General features: G+C 65.5%; 13 protein-coding genes. 6 read left to right on the top strand and 7 right to left on the bottom strand.

Going from position 1 to position 21,802, the window contains the following annotated elements:
• Positions 1-182: 182 nt before the first annotated feature.
• The 7 genes from wrbA to AWB66_RS08595 all read right to left on the bottom strand — a co-directional run bounded on the left by wrbA (position 183) and on the right by AWB66_RS08595 (position 9,181).
• Complete coding sequence (wrbA, locus tag AWB66_RS08625; protein ID WP_087629866.1) at positions 183-785, bottom strand: NAD(P)H:quinone oxidoreductase; 603 nt, start codon at positions 783-785, stop codon at positions 183-185.
• Between the two features lie 104 nt (positions 786-889).
• Complete coding sequence (locus AWB66_RS08620; protein ID WP_087629865.1) at positions 890-1,768, bottom strand: ATP-grasp fold amidoligase family protein; 879 nt, start codon at positions 1,766-1,768, stop codon at positions 890-892.
• Positions 1,769-2,161: 393 nt separating this feature from the next.
• Positions 2,162-3,748, bottom strand: a complete 1,587-nt coding sequence (locus AWB66_RS08615; RefSeq protein ID WP_087629864.1) for a 3'-5' exonuclease family protein — start codon at positions 3,746-3,748, stop codon at positions 2,162-2,164.
• A 26-nt stretch (positions 3,749-3,774) separates the two neighbouring features.
• On the bottom strand, positions 3,775-4,875 hold the full coding sequence (locus tag AWB66_RS08610; RefSeq protein ID WP_087629863.1) for a lipocalin-like domain-containing protein: 1,101 nt from the start codon (positions 4,873-4,875) through the stop codon (positions 3,775-3,777).
• Positions 4,875-7,448 carry an FtsX-like permease family protein gene (locus tag AWB66_RS08605; protein WP_087629862.1) on the bottom strand — a complete coding sequence of 858 codons (2,574 nt, stop codon included), beginning with the start codon at positions 7,446-7,448 and terminating at the stop codon, positions 4,875-4,877. Before AWB66_RS08605 ends, AWB66_RS08610 begins: the two co-directional genes overlap by 1 nt.
• On the bottom strand, positions 7,445-8,170 hold the full coding sequence (locus AWB66_RS08600) for an ABC transporter ATP-binding protein (RefSeq protein ID WP_087629861.1): 726 nt from the start codon (positions 8,168-8,170) through the stop codon (positions 7,445-7,447). Before AWB66_RS08600 ends, AWB66_RS08605 begins: the two co-directional genes overlap by 4 nt.
• Positions 8,171-8,278: 108 nt before the next feature.
• A complete protein-coding gene (locus AWB66_RS08595; RefSeq protein WP_087629860.1) occupies positions 8,279-9,181 on the bottom strand; it encodes a LysR family transcriptional regulator in 903 nt (300 codons plus the stop codon).
• A gap of 141 nt (positions 9,182-9,322) precedes the next feature.
• On the opposite strand from AWB66_RS08595, the gene AWB66_RS08590 reads away from it, so the two are divergent.
• The 6 genes from AWB66_RS08590 (at position 9,323) to AWB66_RS32880 (ending at position 21,592) form a co-directional block, all read left to right on the top strand.
• The gene (locus tag AWB66_RS08590; protein ID WP_087629859.1) at positions 9,323-10,252 is read left to right on the top strand and encodes a hydroxymethylglutaryl-CoA lyase; all 930 of its coding nucleotides are present in this window, start codon (positions 9,323-9,325) and stop codon (positions 10,250-10,252) included.
• Positions 10,253-10,259: 7 nt separating this feature from the next.
• Positions 10,260-11,414 carry a CaiB/BaiF CoA transferase family protein gene (locus tag AWB66_RS08585; protein ID WP_087629858.1) on the top strand — a complete coding sequence of 385 codons (1,155 nt, stop codon included), beginning with the start codon at positions 10,260-10,262 and terminating at the stop codon, positions 11,412-11,414.
• Positions 11,415-11,505: 91 nt separating this feature from the next.
• Positions 11,506-12,945, top strand: coding sequence for an MFS transporter (locus tag AWB66_RS08580; RefSeq protein ID WP_087629857.1), 1,440 nt, complete (start codon positions 11,506-11,508; stop codon positions 12,943-12,945).
• A 142-nt stretch (positions 12,946-13,087) separates the two neighbouring features.
• Complete coding sequence (locus AWB66_RS08575; protein WP_235021042.1) at positions 13,088-16,003, top strand: type VI secretion system Vgr family protein; 2,916 nt, start codon at positions 13,088-13,090, stop codon at positions 16,001-16,003.
• Positions 16,004-16,064: 61 nt separating this feature from the next.
• Positions 16,065-21,161: an RHS repeat-associated core domain-containing protein gene (locus AWB66_RS08570; protein WP_087629856.1), complete on the top strand. Its 5,097-nt coding sequence runs from the start codon at positions 16,065-16,067 to the stop codon at positions 21,159-21,161.
• Positions 21,158-21,592, top strand: a complete 435-nt coding sequence (locus AWB66_RS32880; RefSeq protein WP_125469688.1) for an SMI1/KNR4 family protein — start codon at positions 21,158-21,160, stop codon at positions 21,590-21,592. The genes AWB66_RS08570 and AWB66_RS32880 overlap by 4 nt, the downstream gene beginning before the upstream one ends.
• The last annotated feature ends 210 nt before the right edge of the window (positions 21,593-21,802 follow it).

The raw sequence follows: 21,802 nt of genomic DNA, 5'->3' as shown, positions 1-21,802 counted from the left end.
CGACCGTTCGCGCGCATTGCGAAACGAGCCGGTCGCGGCGGCAAGCGCGGAGAACCGGTTGTCGCTCAAATCGCAACTAACGGTCGAGCGCCGCCGCGTTTTCTAACTGCACGCGCGCTGCGATAAACCATCAAAGCCAGGTCGACAGGACGAGGCGCCCGCGACCCGCGCCGTCCGTCGAATTACCCGGCCAACTTCTTCGCCAGTTCGGCGACGTGCTTGCCCTGATACCGCGCGATGTCGAGTTCGTTCTGCGACGGCTGCCGTTTCCCGTCGCTGCCCGCGAGCGTCGTCGCGCCATACGGCGTCCCGCCGGTGATCTCGTTCATGTTGGTCAAACCCGCGCACGCGTAAGGCACGCCGACCACCACCATCCCCTGATGAAAGAGCGTCGAGTGAAACGACGTGATGGTGGTTTCCTGACCGCCGTGCTGCGTCCCCGTCGACGCGAACACGCTGCCGATCTTGCCCACCAGCGCGCCTTTGACCCACAGGCCGCCCGTTTGGTCGAGGAACGTGCGCATCTGGCCGGCCATGTTGCCGAAGCGCGTCGGCGTGCCGAACAGGATCGCGTCGTAGTTCGCGAGTTCGTCCGGGGTCGCGACCGGCGCCTTCTGGTCGAGCTTGGCGCCGAACTTGGCGGCCTGGTCGGCCGGGATCGTTTCGGGCACCCGCTTGATCGTCACCTCGGCGCCCGCTACCGAGCGCGCGCCTTCGGCTACCGCTTCCGCCATCGTTTCGATGTGACCGTACATCGAGTAGTAGAGAACGAGCACTTTAGCCATGATGTTCCTCAATGATGTGAGCGCAGAGCGCGAACGCGCAGCGCCGCACGGCGCGACACCATCGGTGCCCCGTCATGCGGCCTGGCGGTTCGTTTGGAGTGTTTTTACTGCTCGAGGTTCGCGTGAAAGAGGCGTCCCCAGTTGTAGTCGATGGCTTCCGGCATCAGACGGTAGACGCCCGCACCCGGCGTGAAGGTGAGTTCGCCGAAGAGGATGCGGTCGTCGGGCGCGTAGAGATCGACGCGCACGTACTCGAAGTTCCGCGCGAGCTTGCCGGCGATGTCGAGCATCTCGTCGAGGTTCTTCGGCGGCGGCGCGGCGACCTCGCTGCGCGGATAGTGCCCGATGGAAATGTCGAGATGATTCCACTCGGCATCATAGAAATCGCCACGCGGATGCGGCGTGAATCGATCCGAAATGACGAGCGTATAGAAGGTGGTTTTGCCGGCGGCATCGTTGAAGCAATGCACTTTCATGTCGGGCGGAACCTCGCCGCTCGAATCGAGCAGGAGTTCCTCGAAGAACACCCTCGGCGTGATACTGCGGTAATGCCGCTCGCGCGCGATCCGGTAGAAGTCGGTATGCAGCCATTTCGTCGCGAGGTCATTCAATTCGTCGAACGAAGTTTCCGACTTGTGTTTGACAATCTTCACGAATCCGCTGCCGTGATTCGCTTTCATCACGAACGAATCGGGTAACGAATCGAATGTGTCTTTCGTGAATTGATCGATGGCCGAAATGAGCGGAATCAGATGTTCATTGCCGATCGCGCGCGCGACGTAATCGCGCACCGCGAGCTTGTCGGTGAGTTCCACATAGCGCGGATCGGGATGGAGACACCGGTGCAGAATCTTTTCGTTGAACGTCGCGGGCGTTCTCAGATTGGGGAAGCGGCCTATCTTCTGGCGATGAGAGATGCTTAGAAAAAGACTGTCCGGCAACCATTCCTTGGCGTTGTCCTTCAGCCTGTTGAGCAACGACATCGTTGTTCTCCTGTTTCCATGCAATGTTGCTGGGCCGGCAAAAAAGGGTGCCGGCGCTTCGTTCTGTCGAAGTATCTTTCTTGCGACGGCCGCGCGTTTTGTCCGAAGATTCGCGGTCGATTCTTGGACCGATGCGCGGCGCGTTTCGTTTTGCTTTCAGCCAGTGGTCAGCCCGAATCCTCGCACACGAAGCGAGATCGGACTAGCCGGAATTCGACCTATATCTTCTCCTCAATTAATCGGAGTTCAAATCGGATGAATAGAGAACCACTAATCGTCTGATTGAAAGGGAAGTGTTTGTTAGTCCGGGGATTCGCTGCAAGCCTAACGATATATAACCGGGCATTCGCTCAGAGAGGCCTGCCGCACAATGCGGTCACTTATTCGATTCGCTCACGCGAACGGAAGTGCATATTGCGCTGCATGAAGAATCGCCTGAAGATTCTGCTTGCGAGACGCTTTGCGCGGGTTCGATGCGGACGAAGCGGCAACGAGCGGCCCTTGCTGCACCGCGAGAGAAAAACACGGGCGCACGTCGCAGGCGATCCATTCGAGTTCGCCGGAAACGAGTCGTCGGGAGAGGAGTGCGTAGACATCGAAATCGAATGCGCGGATTTCACCGGCACGCGCGACGAGCGCTCCGATTTCGTCGATGCTGTTGCACGATCCGAGATAGCACCAGCGATCGACGACATGCCACGCCGCGCGACCCGAATTCGCGTCGCGCTCGGCGACGGCGATCGGCCCGGCGTGCGGCCATTCGATCACGCGCGACGCAGCGAGCGCTTCGCGGGCTCGCGCGGTGTGCGCGGCGAACGTTTCGGCGCCGACGCATGCGCCTTGGCAACGTCTGACCTGATAGCCAAAGCATCCGCGCGCGCTGCACGGCGGAATCTTTTCGAGGCCGAGCGTGGCGTGACAGAGCTCGTGCTCGTCGGCGAGGCGGCGCAGATGGGCCTGCGCCTTCGCACGCGACTGATAAACGCCGAACAGACCCGCCTCGCGCGACAAGTCGCGCTTCTTCGCGTGGATCAGCACCGGCGCGTGCGCGCCCGGCAGCCATTGCCATGCACAAGTCGCGTCGGCGCGGCGCAGCAGCCGATTGTGCACCGGCTGCAAATCCTTGACCAGTTTCGCTTCGAGCAGCAGCGCGCCGAGTTCGCCGACCGTCTCGCGGCACTCGATGCGCCGGATCGCCTGCGAAATCGCGAGATCCTTCGCGAGTCGGTGGTCGCCCGAGAAGTGCGCCATCACGCGGTCTTTCAGGTTGATGCTCTTGCCGACGTAAAGCGGCAGGTCGTCGTCGCCATGAAAGACGTAGACGCCCGCGGTCGACGGCAACGCGTCGAGGGCGCTTTCGGGCAGCGCGGCGGGCAACGCAGCGCGGCGGATCAACGTTTTGATCGCGGCATCGACGAGATCCTGGGAATACAGCTCGTGAATCTTTTGCCAGAACTGCCAGAGCAGATCGGCGTCCGCGAGCGCGCGGTGCCGGCCTTCGGGCGCGAGGCCGAAGCGCGCGATCAGCGAATCGAGTCCGTGTCGTTGCACCGAAGGAAAGAGCGCGCGCGACAGCCGCACGGTGCACAGCACGTCGGCGCGAAACGCGAGGCCCGCGCGCCGGAATTCGTTCTTCAGGAAACCGTAGTCGAAACGCGCGTTGTGCGCGACGAAGAGCTTGCCGGCAAGGCGTTCGATCAGCGCCTCGGCCAGCGACGCGAATGTGGGCTGGCCGTGCAGCATCGCGTCGCTGATACCCGTGAGCTTTTCGATGAAGGGCGGCACCGGCGTGCCGGGATCGACCAGCACGCTCCAGCGCTCGACGCCCGCGCGGCTCACCTCCACCACGCCGATTTCGGTGATGCGGTCGGTGGTCGCGTTGCCGCCGGTCGTCTCCAGATCGACGAACACGATCGGGCGCGCGAGCGAATCGAGCAGGGCGTCGACGAGGGCGTCAGCTAGGGTGTCAGAGACAGGCATGGGCGGGCGCAGAATGAACGCCGATTTTAGCGCTTCTCCACGTCGACCGCCTTCGCGTAGCCCGTCAGTTCGAGATAGCCGCGCCCCGGGCCCTGCGCGTTCTGCCCGATTCCGTTCAGCGTCACCGCGCCTTCCCAGTACAGCGCGCCGGTGGAGTCGCGCGAGTCGAGTTCCTGATCGTCGATGAGCGGCGTGAGGCGCCATTGCCACGGCCCCGCGCGCACGGTCATCGCGACCGGATACGACGTGTCCGTGCGCGGCGAGCGCCACTGGCGCTGCGGCGTGAAATCGACGTCGCCCGGGCCGTACTGCGTCGTGCGGCCATCGCGCTCGCGCAGCGCGGCGTGCGCCCAGACCGCGCGGCCGTCGCGGCCACGGACCTTGAACGCCATCAGCGCGGCGCCGTCGGCGAGATTCGCGCCGAGCCAGTCCCAGCCCGACGCATCGTCGGACAAAAGCGTGCTCGACCATTCGTGATCGAGCCACGCGCTGCCCGTCACGTCGACGGCCGCGCCTTTGGCCGCATCCGATGCAGCCGGCCGCGTCACGCTCCCGCTCACCTGCAAGTGCGGCTCGCTGTAGTAATAGCTCGCCTGCTCCGGCCGCGGTCCCTTCTGCGAATAGCCGTGCTCGCCCTGGATCAGCGGCGCCTGCGTCGGCGCGAGCGTCAGATGCAGCGCGAATCCGGCCGCGTCGACGTTCACCGCGTAGCGGCCGTCCGTGCCGCGCAGCATCGTCCAGGTTTCGAGCTTGACGTCGGTGCTGCCGGTTCTGGCCCACGCGAGGCCGAGACCCTCGCGCGCGACCTTCTGGTCGTGCACGAGCCGACCGTAGGCGGGATCGCTCAGCGCCACGTGCGCGATGACGAGCTGCGCCGGCGCGAACGCGCTCGGGTTCGCCGCGCCCTTGCCCGTCTTCGAGCGGAAGAACGTGATCTGAAAGCCGAGCGGCTGGCGATCCGGCGTGTCGAGCCAGCCGGTCGCGTACCACCATTCGGTGCGAAAGGCCGGATGCGCGCCGGTGTCGCGCGGATAGTCGATCGCGCTGCCCGGCACGACGGGCGCGAAGTCGGCGCCGACGGCGGCAAGCGGCAGCGTCATCGACAAAGCCAGAAGCCAGTGCCGCATCACCAGTCCTCCCTGACGGCGCGCACGGCATCGACGGAGACGGCGCGGCGCCCCGCCAAAAGCGCCGTCATGCACGACGACACCAGCATCACGCCGCCGATCACGCCGATCAGCGCCCACGGCACATAGAGCGACATGCTCCAGTGAAACGACTGGGGATTCACAACGAACACGAGAATCAGGCTGATCGCGAAGCCGAGCACGCAGCCCATCGCGATGCCGAGCGCGGTCAGCAAACCGCCTTCCGCCGCGAGGATCGCGAGAATCTGGCGGCGCGTCACGCCGACGTGCCGCAGCATGCCGAATTCGCGCGACCGCGCGAGCGTCTGCACGGAGAAGGTCGCCGCGACCCCGAACAGCCCGATTACGACGGCGACCGCTTCGAGCAGATAGGTGACGGCGAAACTGCGGTCGAAGATGGTCAGCGTGCGCGCGCGGATTTCGCCCGGTTGGGCGAATTCGAGCGCGCCGGCGAAGGGCAGCGCGCGCATCGCGTCGATGGCGGCTGTCGGCGGCGTGCCCTCGGCGAGCGTGATCCCGGCGTCGGTGGCGGTCGTGTCGCCCGTGAGGCGCCGGTAGTCGTCGATACGCATTTGCAGCGCGCCCGTCTGCCGCACGTAATCGCGCCAGATGCCCGCCACGATCAGACTTCGCACCTCGCCGCCGAGCGGCAGGCGCACGCGCTCGCCGACGCGATAGCCGTACAGATCGACCATCGCCTCCGATGCCCACACCGGCGTGTCGCCGCTCGTCCAGTCGCGCGGCGAAAGCGCGGCGCCCGTAAGCTGCATGGCCGCGCCGGGGTCGGCGGGATCGATCTCGCGGGCGAGCAGCGCGACGGGCGGCCGCGACGCATCGAGCGTCACACGCGACGTCCGCGCGAACGCCGCGTGCTTCACGCCGCGAACGGCGGCAAGCTGCGCCTGCTGGCCGGGCGCGAGCCCGCCGGTGTCGCCGCTCGCCGCGACGCGCACGTAGAGATCGGCGGCGAGCAGATGCGCGAGCCAGTCGTCGACTGAATTGCGAAAGCTCGACACCATGATCGCCATCGCGACGATCAGCGTGAAGCTCGACAGCACGCCGCCCATCGCGATCGACGCCTGTCCGGGCGCGTTGGCGAGGCGCGCGAGCGCGAGCGTCGCGACGGCGCCGGATCGCCGCCGGGCACGGTGCCGTCCGAGCGCGCGAAAGACGAGCGCCGTGAGGCGCGGCATCAGCGCGATTCCGCCGACGAGCAAAAGCGCGACGGCCGCATAGCCGGCGACGGGCGCATCGAAGACGGGCGGCGCCTGCGTCAGCGCCGCGCCCGCCGCGAGGCACACGAGCGCGGGCCAGGGCGTCGCGAGCGGCGTAAGCGCGGCTTCTTCGCTGCCGGCTTTCAGCGCGGGCGCGGGACGGGCGCGCGCCGCTTCGAGCGCGGGAATCAGCGTGCCGGCGAGCGCCACGCCAATCCCGAGCGCGAGAAACACAAGGCTCGCGAGCGGCTCGAATTCGACGCGCGGCTCCACGCCCGGAAAATACCCGCCGCCGAGGTCGCTGCCGAAAAAGCGCAGCGCGAGTGCCGCGACCGCGTAGCCGAGCGCGATCCCGAGCACCGCGCCCGCCACGCCGAGCAGCGCGCCTTCGAGCATGATCTGCCGCACGAGCAGCGCGCGCGTCATGCCGAGCACGCGCAGCATCGCGAACTGCGTGCGGCGCCGCACGACGCCCGCGGCCTGCGTCGAGAAGACGAGGAACGCGCCAGTGAAGAGCGCGACCAGCGCGAGCACGTTCATATTGATGCGGTACGCGCGCGAAAGCCGGTCGGTGCGGCTTTCGACGTCGCGCGTCTCGCCGACGACGAAGCCCGCGCCCAGTTCGTTCTGCAACGCGCGCCGGAACGCTTCCCGGTCGACGCCGCGCGCGAGCTGCACATCCACGCGCGACAGGCGGCCGAGCATCCCGAAGCGCCATTGCGCGGCGGCGATGTCCATCACCGCGATGCGCTGGCCGGGCCGCGCCCGCGCGATGCCGCCCGCGACGCGCAAGCGCACGTCCGACGTGCCGTGGCGCAATGTCACGTTCGCGCCCGCGCCGAGCCACTGCTGCGCGGCGGGCGAGAGGAAGAGGGCGTCGTCGGCGAGGGCGTCGAACGGTGTCTGCGACGACGGCACGCCGGTCAGATCCGGCGCGATGCGCTTCGCCTTGAACACGTCGATGCCGAGCAGTTTGAGCGGCGCGTCCTGCCGCGGGACGGCGACATCGAGTTCGAGGACGGGACTCGCGATCGCCACTCCGGCGTGCGTGGCGAGCCGCGCATAGAGGCTTTCGTCGAAGAACGGCTGCGCGCCGCGTATCTGCAAATCCGCCTGGCCGGAGAGACTGCGCGCCGCAGCGGAAAACTCGTTGAACGCGGCGCCGTTGATCAGTTGCACCGCATAGCCGAGGCCGACGCCGAGCGCGATCGTCGCGATGGCGACGAGCGCGCGTCCGCGATGGCTGCGCCATTGCGCGCCGAGCAGCCAGCGCGTGAGCGTGCGATGAGCGCGATGAGCGCGGGGAAGGGGCGCGGCGGGGCGCGGCGGCGCGCTCATGCGCGGCGCGTCTCGTGCGCGTGCAGGTCCGTGTGCGCGGGCAGGGTGCGCGCATGCAGCGCGCCGTCGGAGAGGATCAGCACGCGATCCGCGAAGGCCGCCGCCGCTTCCGAATGCGTGACCATCATCGTCGCGGCGCCGGTCGCCTTCGTTTCGGCGACGAAAAGCGCGAGCACTTCGTGCGCGGTTTGCGGATCGAGGTTGCCGGTGGGTTCGTCGGCGAGAATCAGGCGCGGCCGGTGCACGAGTGCGCGCGCAATCGCCACGCGCTGAAGCTCGCCGCCCGACAACTGGCGCGGCAGGTCGTCGCCGCGGCCCGCGAGTCCGACCGCCGCGAGCATGTCGAGCGCGGGCGCGGGCGCCATGCCGTTCAGAAGCAGCGGCACCGCGACATTCTGCGCGAGCGTGAGATGCGGCAGCACATGGAACGCCTGGAACACGAAGCCGAGCTTCTGGCGACGCAGGCGCGTGGCGGCGTCGTCGTTCAGACGCGAGATCGACGCGCCGTCGATCAGCACGTCACCGCTGTCGGCGCTGTCGAGTCCGGCGATCAGGTTGAGCAGCGTCGATTTGCCGACGCCCGAGTCGCCCATGATCGCGACGAATTCGCCCGCGCCGAGCGCGAAGTCGAGGTCCGCCAGCACGACGCGACCGCCGCCGTAGGCCTTGCAGAGGGCGCGGCATTCGAGGGCGGGGGAAACGTCGACGTCGGCAGGGCGCATGGTTTAGGAGGTGAGGCGGCCCCGCTCGTGGGCGGTCGCCGTGTGATCTCGGGACTCAGACGCAACCATTGTGCCCAAGCGCTGCCCGTGTGGGAAGCGCGCGGGCGGCTACTGCGCCGCGCGCTCGACGAGATGCTCGACCATCCGCTGCGCCGCCGGCTGCAACGCCTCGAAATCCCGGAAACACACGACGAAGCGCCGTTCCGCCCACGCATCAGTGAGCGGCACGACGCGGATTCCCAACAGTGGCCGATACGTTTCGGCCACTTCCATCGGCACGACGCTGACCCCGAGCCCGGCCGCGACGACGCGAAACGCGGCGTCGAAACTCGACACGATCACGCGATACGACACCGTCTTGCCGGCTCGCGCGGCGGCGCGCTGGAGCATCGTGTGGACGGCGGTGGCGGGCGGCAGGCCGACGTGCTCGTGCGCGAGCGACTGCTCGAACGACACTGACGCCTCGGCCGCGAGCGGATGATCGGCATGCACGGCGAGCGCGAGCCGGTCCTGGCGATACGGCCGGTGCGCGAGGCCCTGCAAGTCGACGTTGTCCCAGCACACGCCGACGCTCGCCGCGCCCTCGCGCAACTGCCGCACGAGTTCGAGCGAGAGCCGCTCCTCGACGTCCACGCGGATGTTCTGATGCGCCGGCGCGCGCATGAACGACGCGATGTCGTCGAGCAGCGCCTCCGCGATCGCCGATGCCGACGCGCACACGCTCACGCGGCCCTTCAGCCCGCCGCCGAACGCGGCGACGTCGCTCGCGATGCGCTCCATCGTGAACAGCACGTTGCGCGCGTGTTCCAGGAGCGCGATGCCGGCCGCCGTGGGCTCGACGCCGCGCCGCGAGCGCGACAGGAGCGGCACGCCCAGATCGTTTTCGAGTTGCGCGATGCGCTTGCTGATCGCGGAAGGCTCGATGTGCGCCTCCTCCGCCGCCCGCGCGATATTGCGGTGATCGCAGACCGCGACGAGCAATCGCAATGTTTTCAGGTCGATGTCTCGCATGGGCGTAATGCGCGTTCGGGTTGTTTAGCCGTTCCGGTTCGGAATGTCAGTGGTTCCAAAATACCGCTTTAAGGTTTGGCTGGAATGTCTAAAGTTAGCACAACGCCGGCGTCAATGACCGGCTAACTGGAGACATAGCGCATGACCCCATTCCCCAAGGCGGTCGCCATTCGCGAAGTCGGCTTGCGCGACGGCCTGCAAAGCATCCGGAGCATTTTGCCGACCGAGCGCAAGATCGAATGGATCGCCGATGCCTACGCCGCCGGTCAGCGCGAAATCGAAGTCGGCTCGTTCGTGCCGGCGCGCCTGCTGCCGCAACTTGCCGATACCGCCGAACTCGTCGCTTATGCGAAAACGCTGCCGGAACTCGTCGTTTCCGTGCTCGTGCCGAATCTGAAGGGCGCCGAGCGCGCGATCGATACCCAGGCCGATCTGATGCTCGTGCCGCTCTCGGCGAGTCATGAACATAGCCTCGCCAATCTGCGCAAGACGCCCGACGAAGTCGTCGCCGAGGTGGCGCGCATTCGTGCCGCGCGCGACGCGGCCGGGTCGAAGACGCTGATCGAAGGCGGCATCGGCACGGCGTTCGGCTGCACGATCCAGGGCCGCGTCGAGCAGAGCGAAGTGCTGCGCTGCATGCAGGCGCTGCTCGATGCCGGCGCGGACCGCGTGAGCATCGCCGATACGGTCGGCTACGCGGGCCCCGCCGCCGTGCGCGATCTCTTCGAGAAGGCCCGCAAGATCGCCGGCGAGCGCTTCTGGTGCGGCCATTTCCACGACACGCGCGGCCTCGCGCTCGCCAATGTCTACGCCGCGCTCGAAACCGGCGTCGCGCGCTTCGACGCCACGCTCGCCGGAATCGGCGGCTGCCCGCACGCGCCGGGCGCGAGCGGCAATGCGTCGAGCGAAGACCTCGCGTTCATGCTCGCCGACATGGGCATCGATACCGGCATCGATATTCCCGCCTTGCTGGCGCTGCGCGCGAAGGTCGCGCAGTGGCTCGAAGGCGAATCGCTGCACGGCGCGCTGTGGCGTGCCGGATTGCCAAAAACCCACGCGCTCGCCGCCTGAGGACATCATGAACACCAACGATACGAAACTTCCCCTCGACGGCGTGCGCGTCATCGAATTCACGCACATGGTCATGGGACCGACGTGCGGCATGATCCTCGCGGACCTCGGCGCCGAAGTGATCAAGATCGAACCGCCCGGCGGCGACAAGACGCGCACGCTGCCGGGCCTCGGCATCGGCTTCTTTCGCTCGTTCAACCGCAACAAGAAAAGCGTCGTGCTCGACATCACCACGCCCGAAGGCCGCGACGCCGCGGTCGAACTGATCGGCACCTGCGACGTGATGCTCGAAAACTTCCGCCCCGGCCTGATGACGAAGCTCGGCCTCGACCACGACACGCTCTCGCAGCAGTATCCCGGCCTCATCTACGTGTCGCACAAGGGCTTTTTGCCCGGACCCTACGAGAAGCGTCTCGCGCTCGATGAAGTCGTGCAGATGATGGGCGGTCTCTCCTACATGACGGGACCGGTCGGCCGTCCGCTGCGCGCGGGGACGTCGGTGAACGACATCATGGGCGGCATGTTCGGCGCGATCGGCGTGCTGGCCGCGCTGCGCGAACGCGAACGCACGGGCCGCGGACAGGAAGTGCAGAGCGCGCTGTTCGAGAACTGCGTGTTCCTGTCGTCGCAGCACATGCAGCAGTACGCGATGACGAAGGAGCCGCCGCCCCCGATGCCCGCGCGCGTGTCGGCGTGGAGCGTCTACGACGTGTTCACGCTGGCCGGCGGCGAACAGTTGTTCATCGGCGCGGTCAGCGACAAGCAGTTCATCACGCTCTGCGACGTGCTGCATCGTCCCGATCTGCCGGCCGAGCCGCGCTTCGCGAACAACGCGCTGCGCGTCGCGGTCCGCCCCGAACTGCTCGACGTGCTCGGGGCGATCCTGAAGGATCATCGCGCCGACGAACTCGCGCCGAAGCTCGAAGCGGCGGGCATTCCCTACGCGCCGATCGTGCGCCCGGAACAGTTGCTCGACGACCCGCATCTGAAGGCGAGCGGCGGCCTCGTGCCGATGGAAACCGACGACGGCAGCATGACCGAGGTCGTCCTGCTGCCGCTCACGATGGGCGGCCGGCGTCCCGGCGTGCGGCAGGCGCTGGCGAAGGTCGGCGAGCACACGCAGGAAGTGTTGTCGCGGTTGAAGAGCCGGATTGCCGCCTGAGCGCATCACACGCGTCCGACAGTTCATTCAGTACCATCACGCCGGCAGGCACGCATCGAAAAAAGTGCCGCCGACATAAAAGGAGACAAACATGCAGCCTTCCGTCGTCGCGGGCAGTTCCCCGCTTGCAACGCCGAACGTTCGCGTCGGCATCAACCCGGGTGCGGAAATTTCCGCGCGGATGGACCGCCTTCCGATCACGCGGCATCTGTGGGTGCTCGTGTTCCTCATCTCGCTCGGCGGCTTCTTCGAGATCTACGACCTGATTTTCACCGGCTATATCGCGCCGGGCATGGCGAAGAGCGGCATGCTCGCGACCACGACGACGTCGTTCTTCGGCTTCACCGGCATCGCGGGGTTCATCGCGGCCACGTTCGCCGGGCTGTTCGTCGGCACGCTCGGCTTCGGCTGGCTGCCGGACCGTTTCGGCCGTCGCTCGGTCTTCACGTATTCGTTGCTGTGGTATTCGATCGGGTCGGCGATCATGGCCTTCCAGACGACGCCCGAAGGCGTGATCCTGTGGCGCTTCATCACGGGCATCGGCGTGGGCGTCGAGATCATCACGATCGACAGCTACGTGACCGAACTCGTGCCGCAGCACATGCGCGGCCGCGCGATGGCGTTCAACCAGTTCGTGATGTTCGCGGCGGCGCCGGTTGCCGCGATCCTCTCGTACTGGCTCGTGCCGACGACGCTCTTCGGCATCGACGGCTGGCGCATCGTCGTGCTGGCGGGATCGGCGGGCGCGGTGGTCGTGTGGTTCATCCGCCGCGCCGTGCCGGAGAGTCCGCGCTGGCTCGCGACGCACGATCACGTCGCGAAGGGCGAGGCGGTCGTGCAGCGGATCGAGGATATCGTCGCGCGGCAGTCGGGCAAGCCGCTGCCGCCGCCGCTGCCCGCGATCGAGCAGCCGATGCACCGGCGCGCGTCGTTCGCCGAACTGCTGCAGCCGCCGTACCGCTCGCGCTTCATCATGCTGATCGTCTTCAATTTCTGCCAGGCGATCGGCTACTACGGCTTCGCGAACTGGGTGCCGACGCTGCTGATCGGGCAGGGCATCACCGTGACGAAGAGCCTGCTGTATTCGTTCATCATCGCGTTCGCGCTGCCGGTCGGACCGCTCCTCGCGATGCTCTACGCCGACAAGATCCAGCGCAAGTGGCTGATCGTGGGCGCGGCGCTCGCGGTGATCGTGTTCGGGATCGCGTTCGGACAGATGAGGTCGGTGGGACCGCTGATCGTCTTCGGCGTGCTCATCAGCCTGGCCGGGCAGACGATCTCGGTGTGCTATCACGCCTACCAGTCCGAGCTTTTCCCGACTTCGGTGCGCTGCCGAGCGAACGGCATCGTGTATTCGGCGAGCCGCATGGGCGCGATGATGTCGGGCTTCATCATCGCGGCGCTGTTGCGCGATTTCGGCGTGGAGGGCGTGTTCGTGGGTATTACGGTCTGCATGCTGGTGGTGATGGTGTCGATCGGCGGATTCGGGCCGAAGACCAACGGCAAGCGGCTCGAGGAGTTGTGTCATTGAATCGGTGGATGCTGATTCCTTTCGTGTCAGTCGGCGGCGGCCGAATTGTTCGATGATTCGGACTTATCGTATGGATTAGGAAGGGCTCAGATTACTAGTCTCTCAGGCAACGACAAGAACAAACCCTGGGAGAGATTAGTTCGTGAGTTCGACCATCGAGCATTCCGGCGCGCAGCCACGCGCCGCGCGTCAAGCCGCTGTCACCGGCCGTCAATCGTGTTTTCTCGACGTGCCGGGCGCCGCCAGCGCCAAGGGCTTGTCAGTGGTGTCGTTCAAGGCGACCGAGCGGCTGGGCGACCCGTACCACATCACCATCGACCTGACGAGCGACATCACGCTCACGCGCGAAGACTATCTCGGCCGCGACGCGACGTTCACCATCGAGCCGCCTGACGCGTCCACGCCCCGCACGTTCGCCGGCTGCATCACGCACTTCAGCCAGACCGGCAAATCGAAGGATTTCACCGCCTATCGGATCGTGGTCGAAGCGCACGTGGCGCGCCTGCGATTGACGCGCGCCACGCGCGTGTTCCAGAACAAGACCGCGCCGCAGATCATCGAAGCGATTCTGCGCCGTCAGGGCTTCAAGGCTCACCAGTTCGGCTTCAAGTTGCGTCGCGTGTATCCGCAACTCAAGTTCCGCCTGCAATATCAAACCTCCGACTGGCAATACATCCACATCCTGATGCAGCAGGCGGGGCTTTATTGCTACATCGAGCATGGCGAGTTCGGCGATCGGGTGCAATTCGCCGACGACATCGACCACTACCTGTACCAGCCACCGCTCAAGGTCGCCTATCGGGAGATGGCGGGGCTGGCGACCGGCGAACAAGCGGTGCTCGCATTGAAGACGCACAGCGAGACGATTCCCGAATCGTTTCTGGTCGCCGACTACAACCCCGACAAAGCCTACGAACGTTTCAAGGCCGAAGCCAATCTCGCCCGTCAGGACACGACCACGTTCGGCCAGTCGTATGTGTTCGGCACGCACCATCTGGACCAGCAGGAAGCCGAATGGGAGGCGCGTCTGCGCCACGAGGCGGCGCTCGCCTGGCAGATCGTCTACGAGGGCAAGAGCAATGTGCTCAGCCTGTGTCCGGCGCGCATCCTGCGCATGGACGAAGCGTTGCCCGACGCGCCGCACGGCCAGCTCGTGGTCGAAGTCACGCACGCGGGCGCGCGCGACGCGACGTACACGAACATCTACAAGGCAATTCCCGCCGAGCGACGCTTTCGGCTTCGGCTCGAAGACGATACGTGGCCGAAGATTCACGGCACGTTGAGCGCGCGCATCACCACGCCGGACAGCTACAAGTATGCGTACCTGACGCAACAAGGCTGTTACCCGGTGCGCTTCGATTTCGATTTCGACGAGTGGCCCGCCAGCGCCGAGAGCGTGCCGCTGCGGCTGGCGAAGCCGTTCGCCGGCGCCCAGCAGACGGGTTTCCACTTTCCGCTGCTGCATGACACGGAAGTGGGCGTGATCTTCGTCGGGGGAAATCCGAACCGTCCGGAGATCGCGCACGCGCACCATCACAGTCAGGCGGTCGATCTGGTGACGAGCCAGGATCGCTGGATGTCGCGCAACGTGATCCGCACGCAGAGCAACAACAAACTGCGTTTCGAGGACTGGGACGGCGAGCAGAGCATCAAGCTGTCGACCGAGTACGGCGGCAAGACGCAGCTGAATCTCGGCTATCTGGTCGACAAGAGCAAACAGAAGCGCGGTGACGGCTTCGAGTTGCGCTCGGATAGCTGGGGCGCGTTGCGTGCGGGCAAGGGCCTCTTTCTCAGCGCCGATGCGCAAGCCCAGGCAAGCGGTCAGGCGCTCGACATGCAAGCGGCGCAACAACAGCTCCAGACTGCGAACGCGCGCACGAAGAGCCTGTCGGACGCGGTGCGGCAGGCGAAGGCGGTGGTCGCCGCGTGCGAGGCGCAGCAAGCCTTGCTCGAAGAGCAGTTGAACGGTCTGAAGGAGGCGGTGCTGCTCGCATCCGCGCCGCGCGGGATGGCGTTCACGAGCGGCGAACATTTGCAGCTGGCAGCGGGTGGTCATCTGTTCGCGACCGCCGGCGGCAACGCCGATTCCGCTGTCGGCGGCAACTACACGGTGGCGGCGGGCCAAGCGGTGTCGCTCTTTGCGAACACGCAGGGCATGAAGCTCTTCGCCGGCAAGGGCAAGGTGGAAGTTCAGGCGCAAAGCGACGCGCTGGAACTGACCGCGCTCAAGGGCGTGACGATCAGCAGCACCGAAGACACGGTGACGCTCAATGCGAGCAAGAAGCTCGTGCTGATGTGCGGCGGCGCTTACATCAAGCTCGAAGGCTCGCAGGTGGAGATCGGCAGCGCGGGTGACATCACGTTGAAAGGGCCGCTGCGCATCGGGCCATCGGGCACGCAGCGCGCGGCGCTGCCGCTTCTGCCGACGCAGCAAGAGACGGGGATGCAGTTGTGGCACACGTATCCGAACGGGGAGCCGGTTCGAAACGCCAAATACGAGGTGAAGTTCCCGGATGGCAGCAGCCGCGTGGGCCAACTCGACGCTAACGGCAAAGCGACGGTGGCAGGCGTGCCGCGTGGCGGCGGCGCTGTGCATTACTTCGAGGAAGAGGCGCGGCTCGATTCGGATGCGCACAAGTTCGTGGCGCCGGATGGGCGTCCGAAGACGGTTGACGCAGGGTCGGAGGCGGTGCTGCCGAGCATGACCGGGGGCTTGCTGGCCGCAGCGCCTGCGGCGGTCTCGGCCGTCGCGAGCGGCAACGCGGCGGGCGCGCTCGAAGCGGTCAAGGGCGCGGGTGTGAGTGCGCTCACGCAGACGGCGAGCGGTGCGTTGGGTTCCGCACTGACCGGCGCGGGGGTGTCGAGCGGCGTGGCAGCGGGCGTGGCCGGCGCGCTGACGCGCACCGCTGCTGCGGCGGCGACGGGCGGCACGACAGCGGCCGCGCAGGCGGCGCTTGGCGCAGCGACGAGTCAGGTCGCGGGGCAGGCCAGTACGCAAACCGCGCAGACCGTCATTCGCCCGCCCTCGTTCAGTCCGTTGAACAAGACGACCCTCTGAGCGCCCGCGCGTTTCGCGAAACGCATTCGAATCAATCTCCGATAAAAGAACAATACACACGATGGCCCCGCCTTCCACCCCGAACACGTCGCACGCGAATCAAACCCCCGCCGAACTCAAAGCCAATGCGGAACACCGGCGCGTGATCGTCAGTCCGGCCGTGGCGCCCGCCGCGCACCCGACACTCCAATACGTCGCGGCGAGTTCCGTGGCGAACCACAGCCACGAGATCTTTATCCAGTGCCTGTACATGCTGCCGGTGGTGGGCAATGCGATGTCGCTGTGGGACGTCGCCACCGACGTCCACGGTATTTGCAGCGGCAAGAACGGCGGTGCGAGGAACATATTCAACTGGAGCGTGCTGACCATCGATGCGATCGGCGTGGTGCCGGCCGCGGGCAACGCGAGCCGCCCGGCGCGCGCGGTGGTGAAGGAAGTGCTGATCGCGTTCGCCAAGGGTCTGGGGACGGCGGTGCTGGTCGACATCTTCTGGGCGACGGCGGGCGGCAACGTGCTCGCCTTCATGTCCGAACTGGACAAGCACCTGCAAGGCTGGAAAGACGACATCATCTCCGGGATACGACGGGCGTCGCACACGGTGCGGGGGTTCGTCGAAAGCCCCGTCACGGCCGCGCACCAGATGGGCATGCTCAAGGAGAAGACCGGGTTTCTGTCGTGGGTGCCGTCCACCGAAGAAATCGCGCTGTACGGGATCGATGAACTCCTCAAACTCTCGGGCCAGCGCGCGGCGATCCTCGCGTGGCTCGACGAGTTCGACCGCCATGCGCCGGAGATGATCGCGGCGGCCATCGGCGATATCGCCAAGGCCGGCACGCTGCTGTTCATGGCAAAGCAGATCGTCGACGAGATCAAGCGCCGGCGTGGCCCTGCGCTGCTTACCGCGCCCAGTTCGCACCCGACGAGTTCGACACACCCGGCGGCTTCGACACACCCGACGAGTTCGACGCATCCGACGAGTTCGACGCGCCCGGCGAGTTCGACACACCCGACAGGTTCGACACACCCGACTGCCTCAACGCATGTAGACGGACACGCGGGCGCAAATACGACCTCGAAAGGCGGTGCCGGTGAGCACCATGAACCCCCGCCGTCGCATACCGCGCAGGCCGCGCCCGGCGCGGCTGCCAAGCCCCACACGAAACCCGGCGAGCACCGGGACAGCACGCAAAAGCCGGAGAAAGGCAGCAAGACGCCCGCGAAGGACGGCTGCGGCTGTCCGTCGACCGGCACAGGCAAATCCGTCAACTACGCGATGGGCGACGAGAATCTGACGCAAGTCGACTTCGCGCTCGAGGGCGTGGTGCCGATCGTGTGGGCGCGCCGCTACCGTTCGAGCCTCGCCGCATACGACGCGAGCCCGCTCGGCGCGCGCTGGAGCAGTCCGTTTCACCTGTCGCTCGCCGAAGACGACGGCAAGCTCACCTTCTTCGACCCCGACAACCGCGCGGTCGAGCTGCCGCCGATCGCGATCGGCGATGCGCTGGCGGTCGAGCGCGAGCAACTGACGGTAAGTCGCCCCGATGCGCGCAGCGTGGTGCTGCGCTATCTGGACGGCTCGCGCGAGGACTATCGACTGCACGGTCAACGATATGTTCTCGCGAGCCGCACCGGCCGCGACGGCCTGGGCCATTCGTTCGCCTACAGCCAGCAAGGCGAATTGACCGGTATCAGCGACGGCCACGGCCTCGCGATCCGTCTCGCCTACGCCGAAGGCCGCGTCGCGTCGATTACGCGCGTGAACGCAACGGGCGAAGCGATCGACGTGCTCGCCCGCTACGACTACAACCGCGAAGGCGACCTGATCGCGCACACGGATGTTTTAGGCCACCGCCGCAGCTTCGACTACACGCAGCACCTGCTGACCCGTTACACCGACTTCAACGGCTACGCGACGCACCTCGAATGGGACTGGCCGGGGCGCCGCGACGGATTACCCGCGCCCGCCGATGCGCGCGTCGTGCGCGAATGGCGCGGCAGTGGGAACGACAACCCGCGCGAGATCGACATCCAGCAGGACACGCGTTTCGAGTATCACCGCGAGCACTGGTACACCAAGGTCACCGATGCCGACGGCAATTCGACGATCCACCGCTACGACTATCACAACCAGATCGTGCTGGTCGAGCACCCGACGGGGATCGCCGACACGTATCTGTGGGACGCGCGCGGCAACCTGAGCCGGGCCAAGAACGCGGCGGGCCAGACCCAGCAGTTCGACTACGACGACGCGGGGCGTCTGATCGCCACGACCGACGCGATGGGCAACATCACGCGCACCGAGTACGACGAGGACGGCCTGCCGGTCAAGGTGACGAACGCCGCGGGCGATGTGACGATCACCGACTACGACGCACTGGGCCGGCCGGCATCCGTCACTGATGCGGCGGGCCGCGTGACGCGCTACACCTGGAGCAGCAGCGGCCAATTGCTCGCGCTGACCGATCCGAAGGGCGGCACACGCCGGTTCTCCTACGACGGAACCGGGCGCCTGACCGAAGCGACCGACTGCTCGGGCCACGCTACGCGCTATACGTATGACGAACGCGGCCACTTGCTGCGGCGCACCGATGCGGAGGGTCACGCCACTTCCTTCGTCCACGACGCACGCGGCCAACTCACGCAGATCACGCGCGCCGATGGTACGCAAGAGCGCTTCGTCCACGATGGCGAAGGCAATCTGCTGACCTACACGGACGGCGCGGGGCAACTGACGCGCTATCAGTACAACGGCAATCAGCAACTCACCTGGCGCACCGACGCGGCGGGGCGCTGGCTCACCTATCACTACGACCGTCAATGGCGCCTCACGCAACTGCGCAACGAGAACAATCAGGCGACGACATTCCGCTACGACGCGCTCGGCCAGTTGATCGAAGAGACCGGCTTCAACGGCAAGACCACCTATTACGCATACGACGCGGCCGGCCAGTTGGGCGCCTCGCGCGAGGGCGAGGTATCGACCGAATACACGCGCAATCCGCTGGGTCAGTTGACGCAGCGTGATACGCGCGGGTCCTCGGGCACGGTCAGTCAGCGTTTCTACTACGATCAGCGCGCGCGTCTCACGACCGCGCAGACCGAAGGCAGCACGGTGCGCTTTCATTACGACGATGCGGGCAATCTGATCGCCGAGGAGCAGCACGTCCATCTGGATCACGCGGCCAGCTATGCGAGCGTCACGCGTCACGAATACGATGCACTCGGCAACCGCACGCGCACGGTGCTGCCGAACACGCGCACGGTCGACTGGCTGCGCTACGGCTCGGGACACGTACACGGCGTCTTGCTCGACGGTAAGCCCCTACTCGACTTCGAGCGCGACAAGCTGCATCGGGAGACGGCTCGCACGCACGCGGCGTTCGCGCAGAGCCGCAGTTACGATCCGGCGGGGCGGCTTGCGCGGCTCGCGGTTAAATCAAACGCGTCACACGATCCGATCGCCGAGCGACGCTTGCAGTACAGCGCGGCCGGGCACCTGATGCGCATCGACGATCGCACGCGCGGCGTGACCGAGTACGGTTACGACCCGGTGGGACGCTTGCTCAAGGCGGTGTCGCCCGACCTGACGGAACACTTCGCGTTCGATCCGGCGGGCAATCCGGTCGATCCGGAGAAGGTTCCCGCCCCGCCGGAGGTTGAAAGCGCCGAGGCGCGCACCGCCCGCTTCGCGCGGGAAAAGGCCGAGGACGATACGTGGCTGCGCACGCATCCGGACGAGACGTCGGCGCCGAGGCGCTACGACCGCCGCGCCTGGGAAGACGGCCAGAAGCGGCGCGACTACGAGGCGTCGCTGCCAAAGTGGCTCGATAACTTGATGCGCGAGTATCGGAACACCCGCTACGACTACGATGACCACGGCAATCTCGCGCGGCGCATCGAGTGGCATGGGCCGACCTGGCTCTATCGGTACGATGCGCTGAACCGGCTCAAGGAAGTGCGGCGGTTTGCGAAGACGCCGCAGTCGTTGGAACGGGAGGGGTCAGTGGCTCCCGAGCTAACAGTGAAGTTCAGCTACGACGCGTTCGGGCGTCGGGTGCTGAAGGAAGTTCACCATCCGAACGCGAGCATCGACAGGACGGTGTTCACCTGGGACGGCGACGTGCTGCTGATGGAAGAACGCTTCCATGTGCCGCCGCCGCGTCGGGGTGCTTACCGGCAGCCGGAGTATCGGCGCATCGAGCTGATTCGCGACGATCCGGCCGATCAATACTCGGTGCCGGTGGTGCAACGGCAGCATACGTCGAAGGATGAGTGGCGAGCGGTGTCGCTGTATCTGCACGAGCCGGGGACGTTCGTGCCGCTCGTGAAACTCGATGAGATTCTGGTCGAGCCGGCGTACTTCAAGACGGGCCCCGATGGACGGTTCGTCGAATATCCGCCGACCACGCGGCACGCGACGTACTTCTATCAGAACGATCATTTAGGCACGCCGCAGGAACTGGTCGATGCGTCGGGGAAGGTGGTTTGGCTTGCCCGGTATAAGGCGTGGGCCGGGTTGAAGGGTGGCAAGCAGGATCGGGCGCAGGTGAGCAGCAGCCTCGATGCGGTGGGGAATGCGATTCGGGCGCAAGGGCAGTACGAAGACGCTGAGACGGGGCTGCACTACAATCGACATCGGTACTACGATCCGGGCACGGGTAGGTTTATTAGTAAAGACCCAATTGGGCTGGCCGGTGGCGTTCACCCGTATCTATATGCGCCTAACCCGACTGAGTGGATCGACCCGTTAGGCCTTAACCGATTCAAGAAATCGACTTGGGGGCCGTGCGGTAAGGGAACGGGCCTTTCATATACAGTGTTCCAACAGAATATTGATTGGGATCTGGAATATCGCGGAAAAACGAACTTGCAACGCGCAATGGAAGGCGGCGCCCCCTTCATGATGAAAGATGGTGTTCCACAACAGATTCAATTGCACCATTCACGGCAGCAATCAATTGGTCCTCTATTTGAGGTAACAACGAGCACGCATAGAGCAGCAAACGGTGCTGGCCGAGAAGCATTGCATCCATACGGAAATCAAAAGAACCCGGATTTCCCGGTTGACCGCGGTGCATTCGATACCGATCGAGAGCAGTATTGGAAGGATCGAGCAACCAACGCAAATGCGTCAAAAAACGGAGCGTGTAACCGATGATCCCATCAAATGTGAAAATGCATCTGACCAAGGCAAGCGGCGATGTAAACCGTACTGATAGGAGGTCAGCCGAAAAAACCCTTCACGGTTTAGGGATTGCTCTGGACTCTGAATTTGGAAATTTTTATTTAGAATACCAAGGAAGCTTTATAAGTCCTCGCCCTGTCGCAGAACTCTTGGACATAGAGGGGCCCGCTATTCCTGCGATACCCGATCAAACCCAGTATGTTCGTGAGCGATACCAGATTCCAGAGCAGTATCTGGCGCTAACGTCAGACGAAAGTGAAGGCATGTATCTGTACAGCAAGGACGATCAAGCAGTGTATGACTTCGATCTTGCAATGCGGGAACAATTTCTGGAAGGTAAGGTGCCGCCTCGCTGGGCTACTTTTTATCAGTTTTTGACTTGGTATTTTGAAGAGGCGTCGTAAAGATAAAGGGCCGCAAACGCGGCCCTTCGTCTACTCGGCGGTAATGAAGAGCCGCCCCTGTTCAATGGCGACTCTGACCGCTTCTCTGCTTTAAAGATCGGGCGCTACACGTCTAATGACCCGATTGGGGTTAACTGGCAGGCTAAATCAATTCGCTTACGTGAACGGACATCTAACTAACCACGCTGACCCATTGGGCCTTCAGGCAAT

Source organism: Caballeronia telluris (genome assembly GCF_001544495.1).
GTDB classification, from domain to species: Bacteria; Pseudomonadota; Gammaproteobacteria; order Burkholderiales; family Burkholderiaceae; genus Caballeronia; species Caballeronia telluris.
Note: the sequence above shows the minus strand (reverse complement) of the source record. Positions and strands in the feature narration are given on the sequence as shown.

What these genes read in the sequence shown, in the direction of transcription:
- wrbA (WP_087629866.1), bottom strand. Translation starts at nt 785, where the DNA reads ATGGCTAAAGTGCTCGTTCTCTACTACTCGATGTACGGTCACATCGAA.
- AWB66_RS08620 (WP_087629865.1), bottom strand. Translation starts at nt 1,768, where the DNA reads ATGTCGTTGCTCAACAGGCTGAAGGACAACGCCAAGGAATGGTTGCCG.
- AWB66_RS08615 (WP_087629864.1), bottom strand. Translation starts at nt 3,748, where the DNA reads ATGCCTGTCTCTGACACCCTAGCTGACGCCCTCGTCGACGCCCTGCTC.
- AWB66_RS08610 (WP_087629863.1), bottom strand. Translation starts at nt 4,875, where the DNA reads ATGCGGCACTGGCTTCTGGCTTTGTCGATGACGCTGCCGCTTGCCGCC.
- AWB66_RS08605 (WP_087629862.1), bottom strand. Translation starts at nt 7,448, where the DNA reads ATGAGCGCGCCGCCGCGCCCCGCCGCGCCCCTTCCCCGCGCTCATCGC.
- AWB66_RS08600 (WP_087629861.1), bottom strand. Translation starts at nt 8,170, where the DNA reads ATGCGCCCTGCCGACGTCGACGTTTCCCCCGCCCTCGAATGCCGCGCC.
- AWB66_RS08595 (WP_087629860.1), bottom strand. Translation starts at nt 9,181, where the DNA reads ATGCGAGACATCGACCTGAAAACATTGCGATTGCTCGTCGCGGTCTGC.
- AWB66_RS08590 (WP_087629859.1), top strand. Translation starts at nt 9,323, where the DNA reads ATGACCCCATTCCCCAAGGCGGTCGCCATTCGCGAAGTCGGCTTGCGC.
- AWB66_RS08585 (WP_087629858.1), top strand. Translation starts at nt 10,260, where the DNA reads ATGAACACCAACGATACGAAACTTCCCCTCGACGGCGTGCGCGTCATC.
- AWB66_RS08580 (WP_087629857.1), top strand. Translation starts at nt 11,506, where the DNA reads ATGCAGCCTTCCGTCGTCGCGGGCAGTTCCCCGCTTGCAACGCCGAAC.
- AWB66_RS08570 (WP_087629856.1), top strand. Translation starts at nt 16,065, where the DNA reads ATGGCCCCGCCTTCCACCCCGAACACGTCGCACGCGAATCAAACCCCC.
- AWB66_RS32880 (WP_125469688.1), top strand. Translation starts at nt 21,158, where the DNA reads ATGATCCCATCAAATGTGAAAATGCATCTGACCAAGGCAAGCGGCGAT.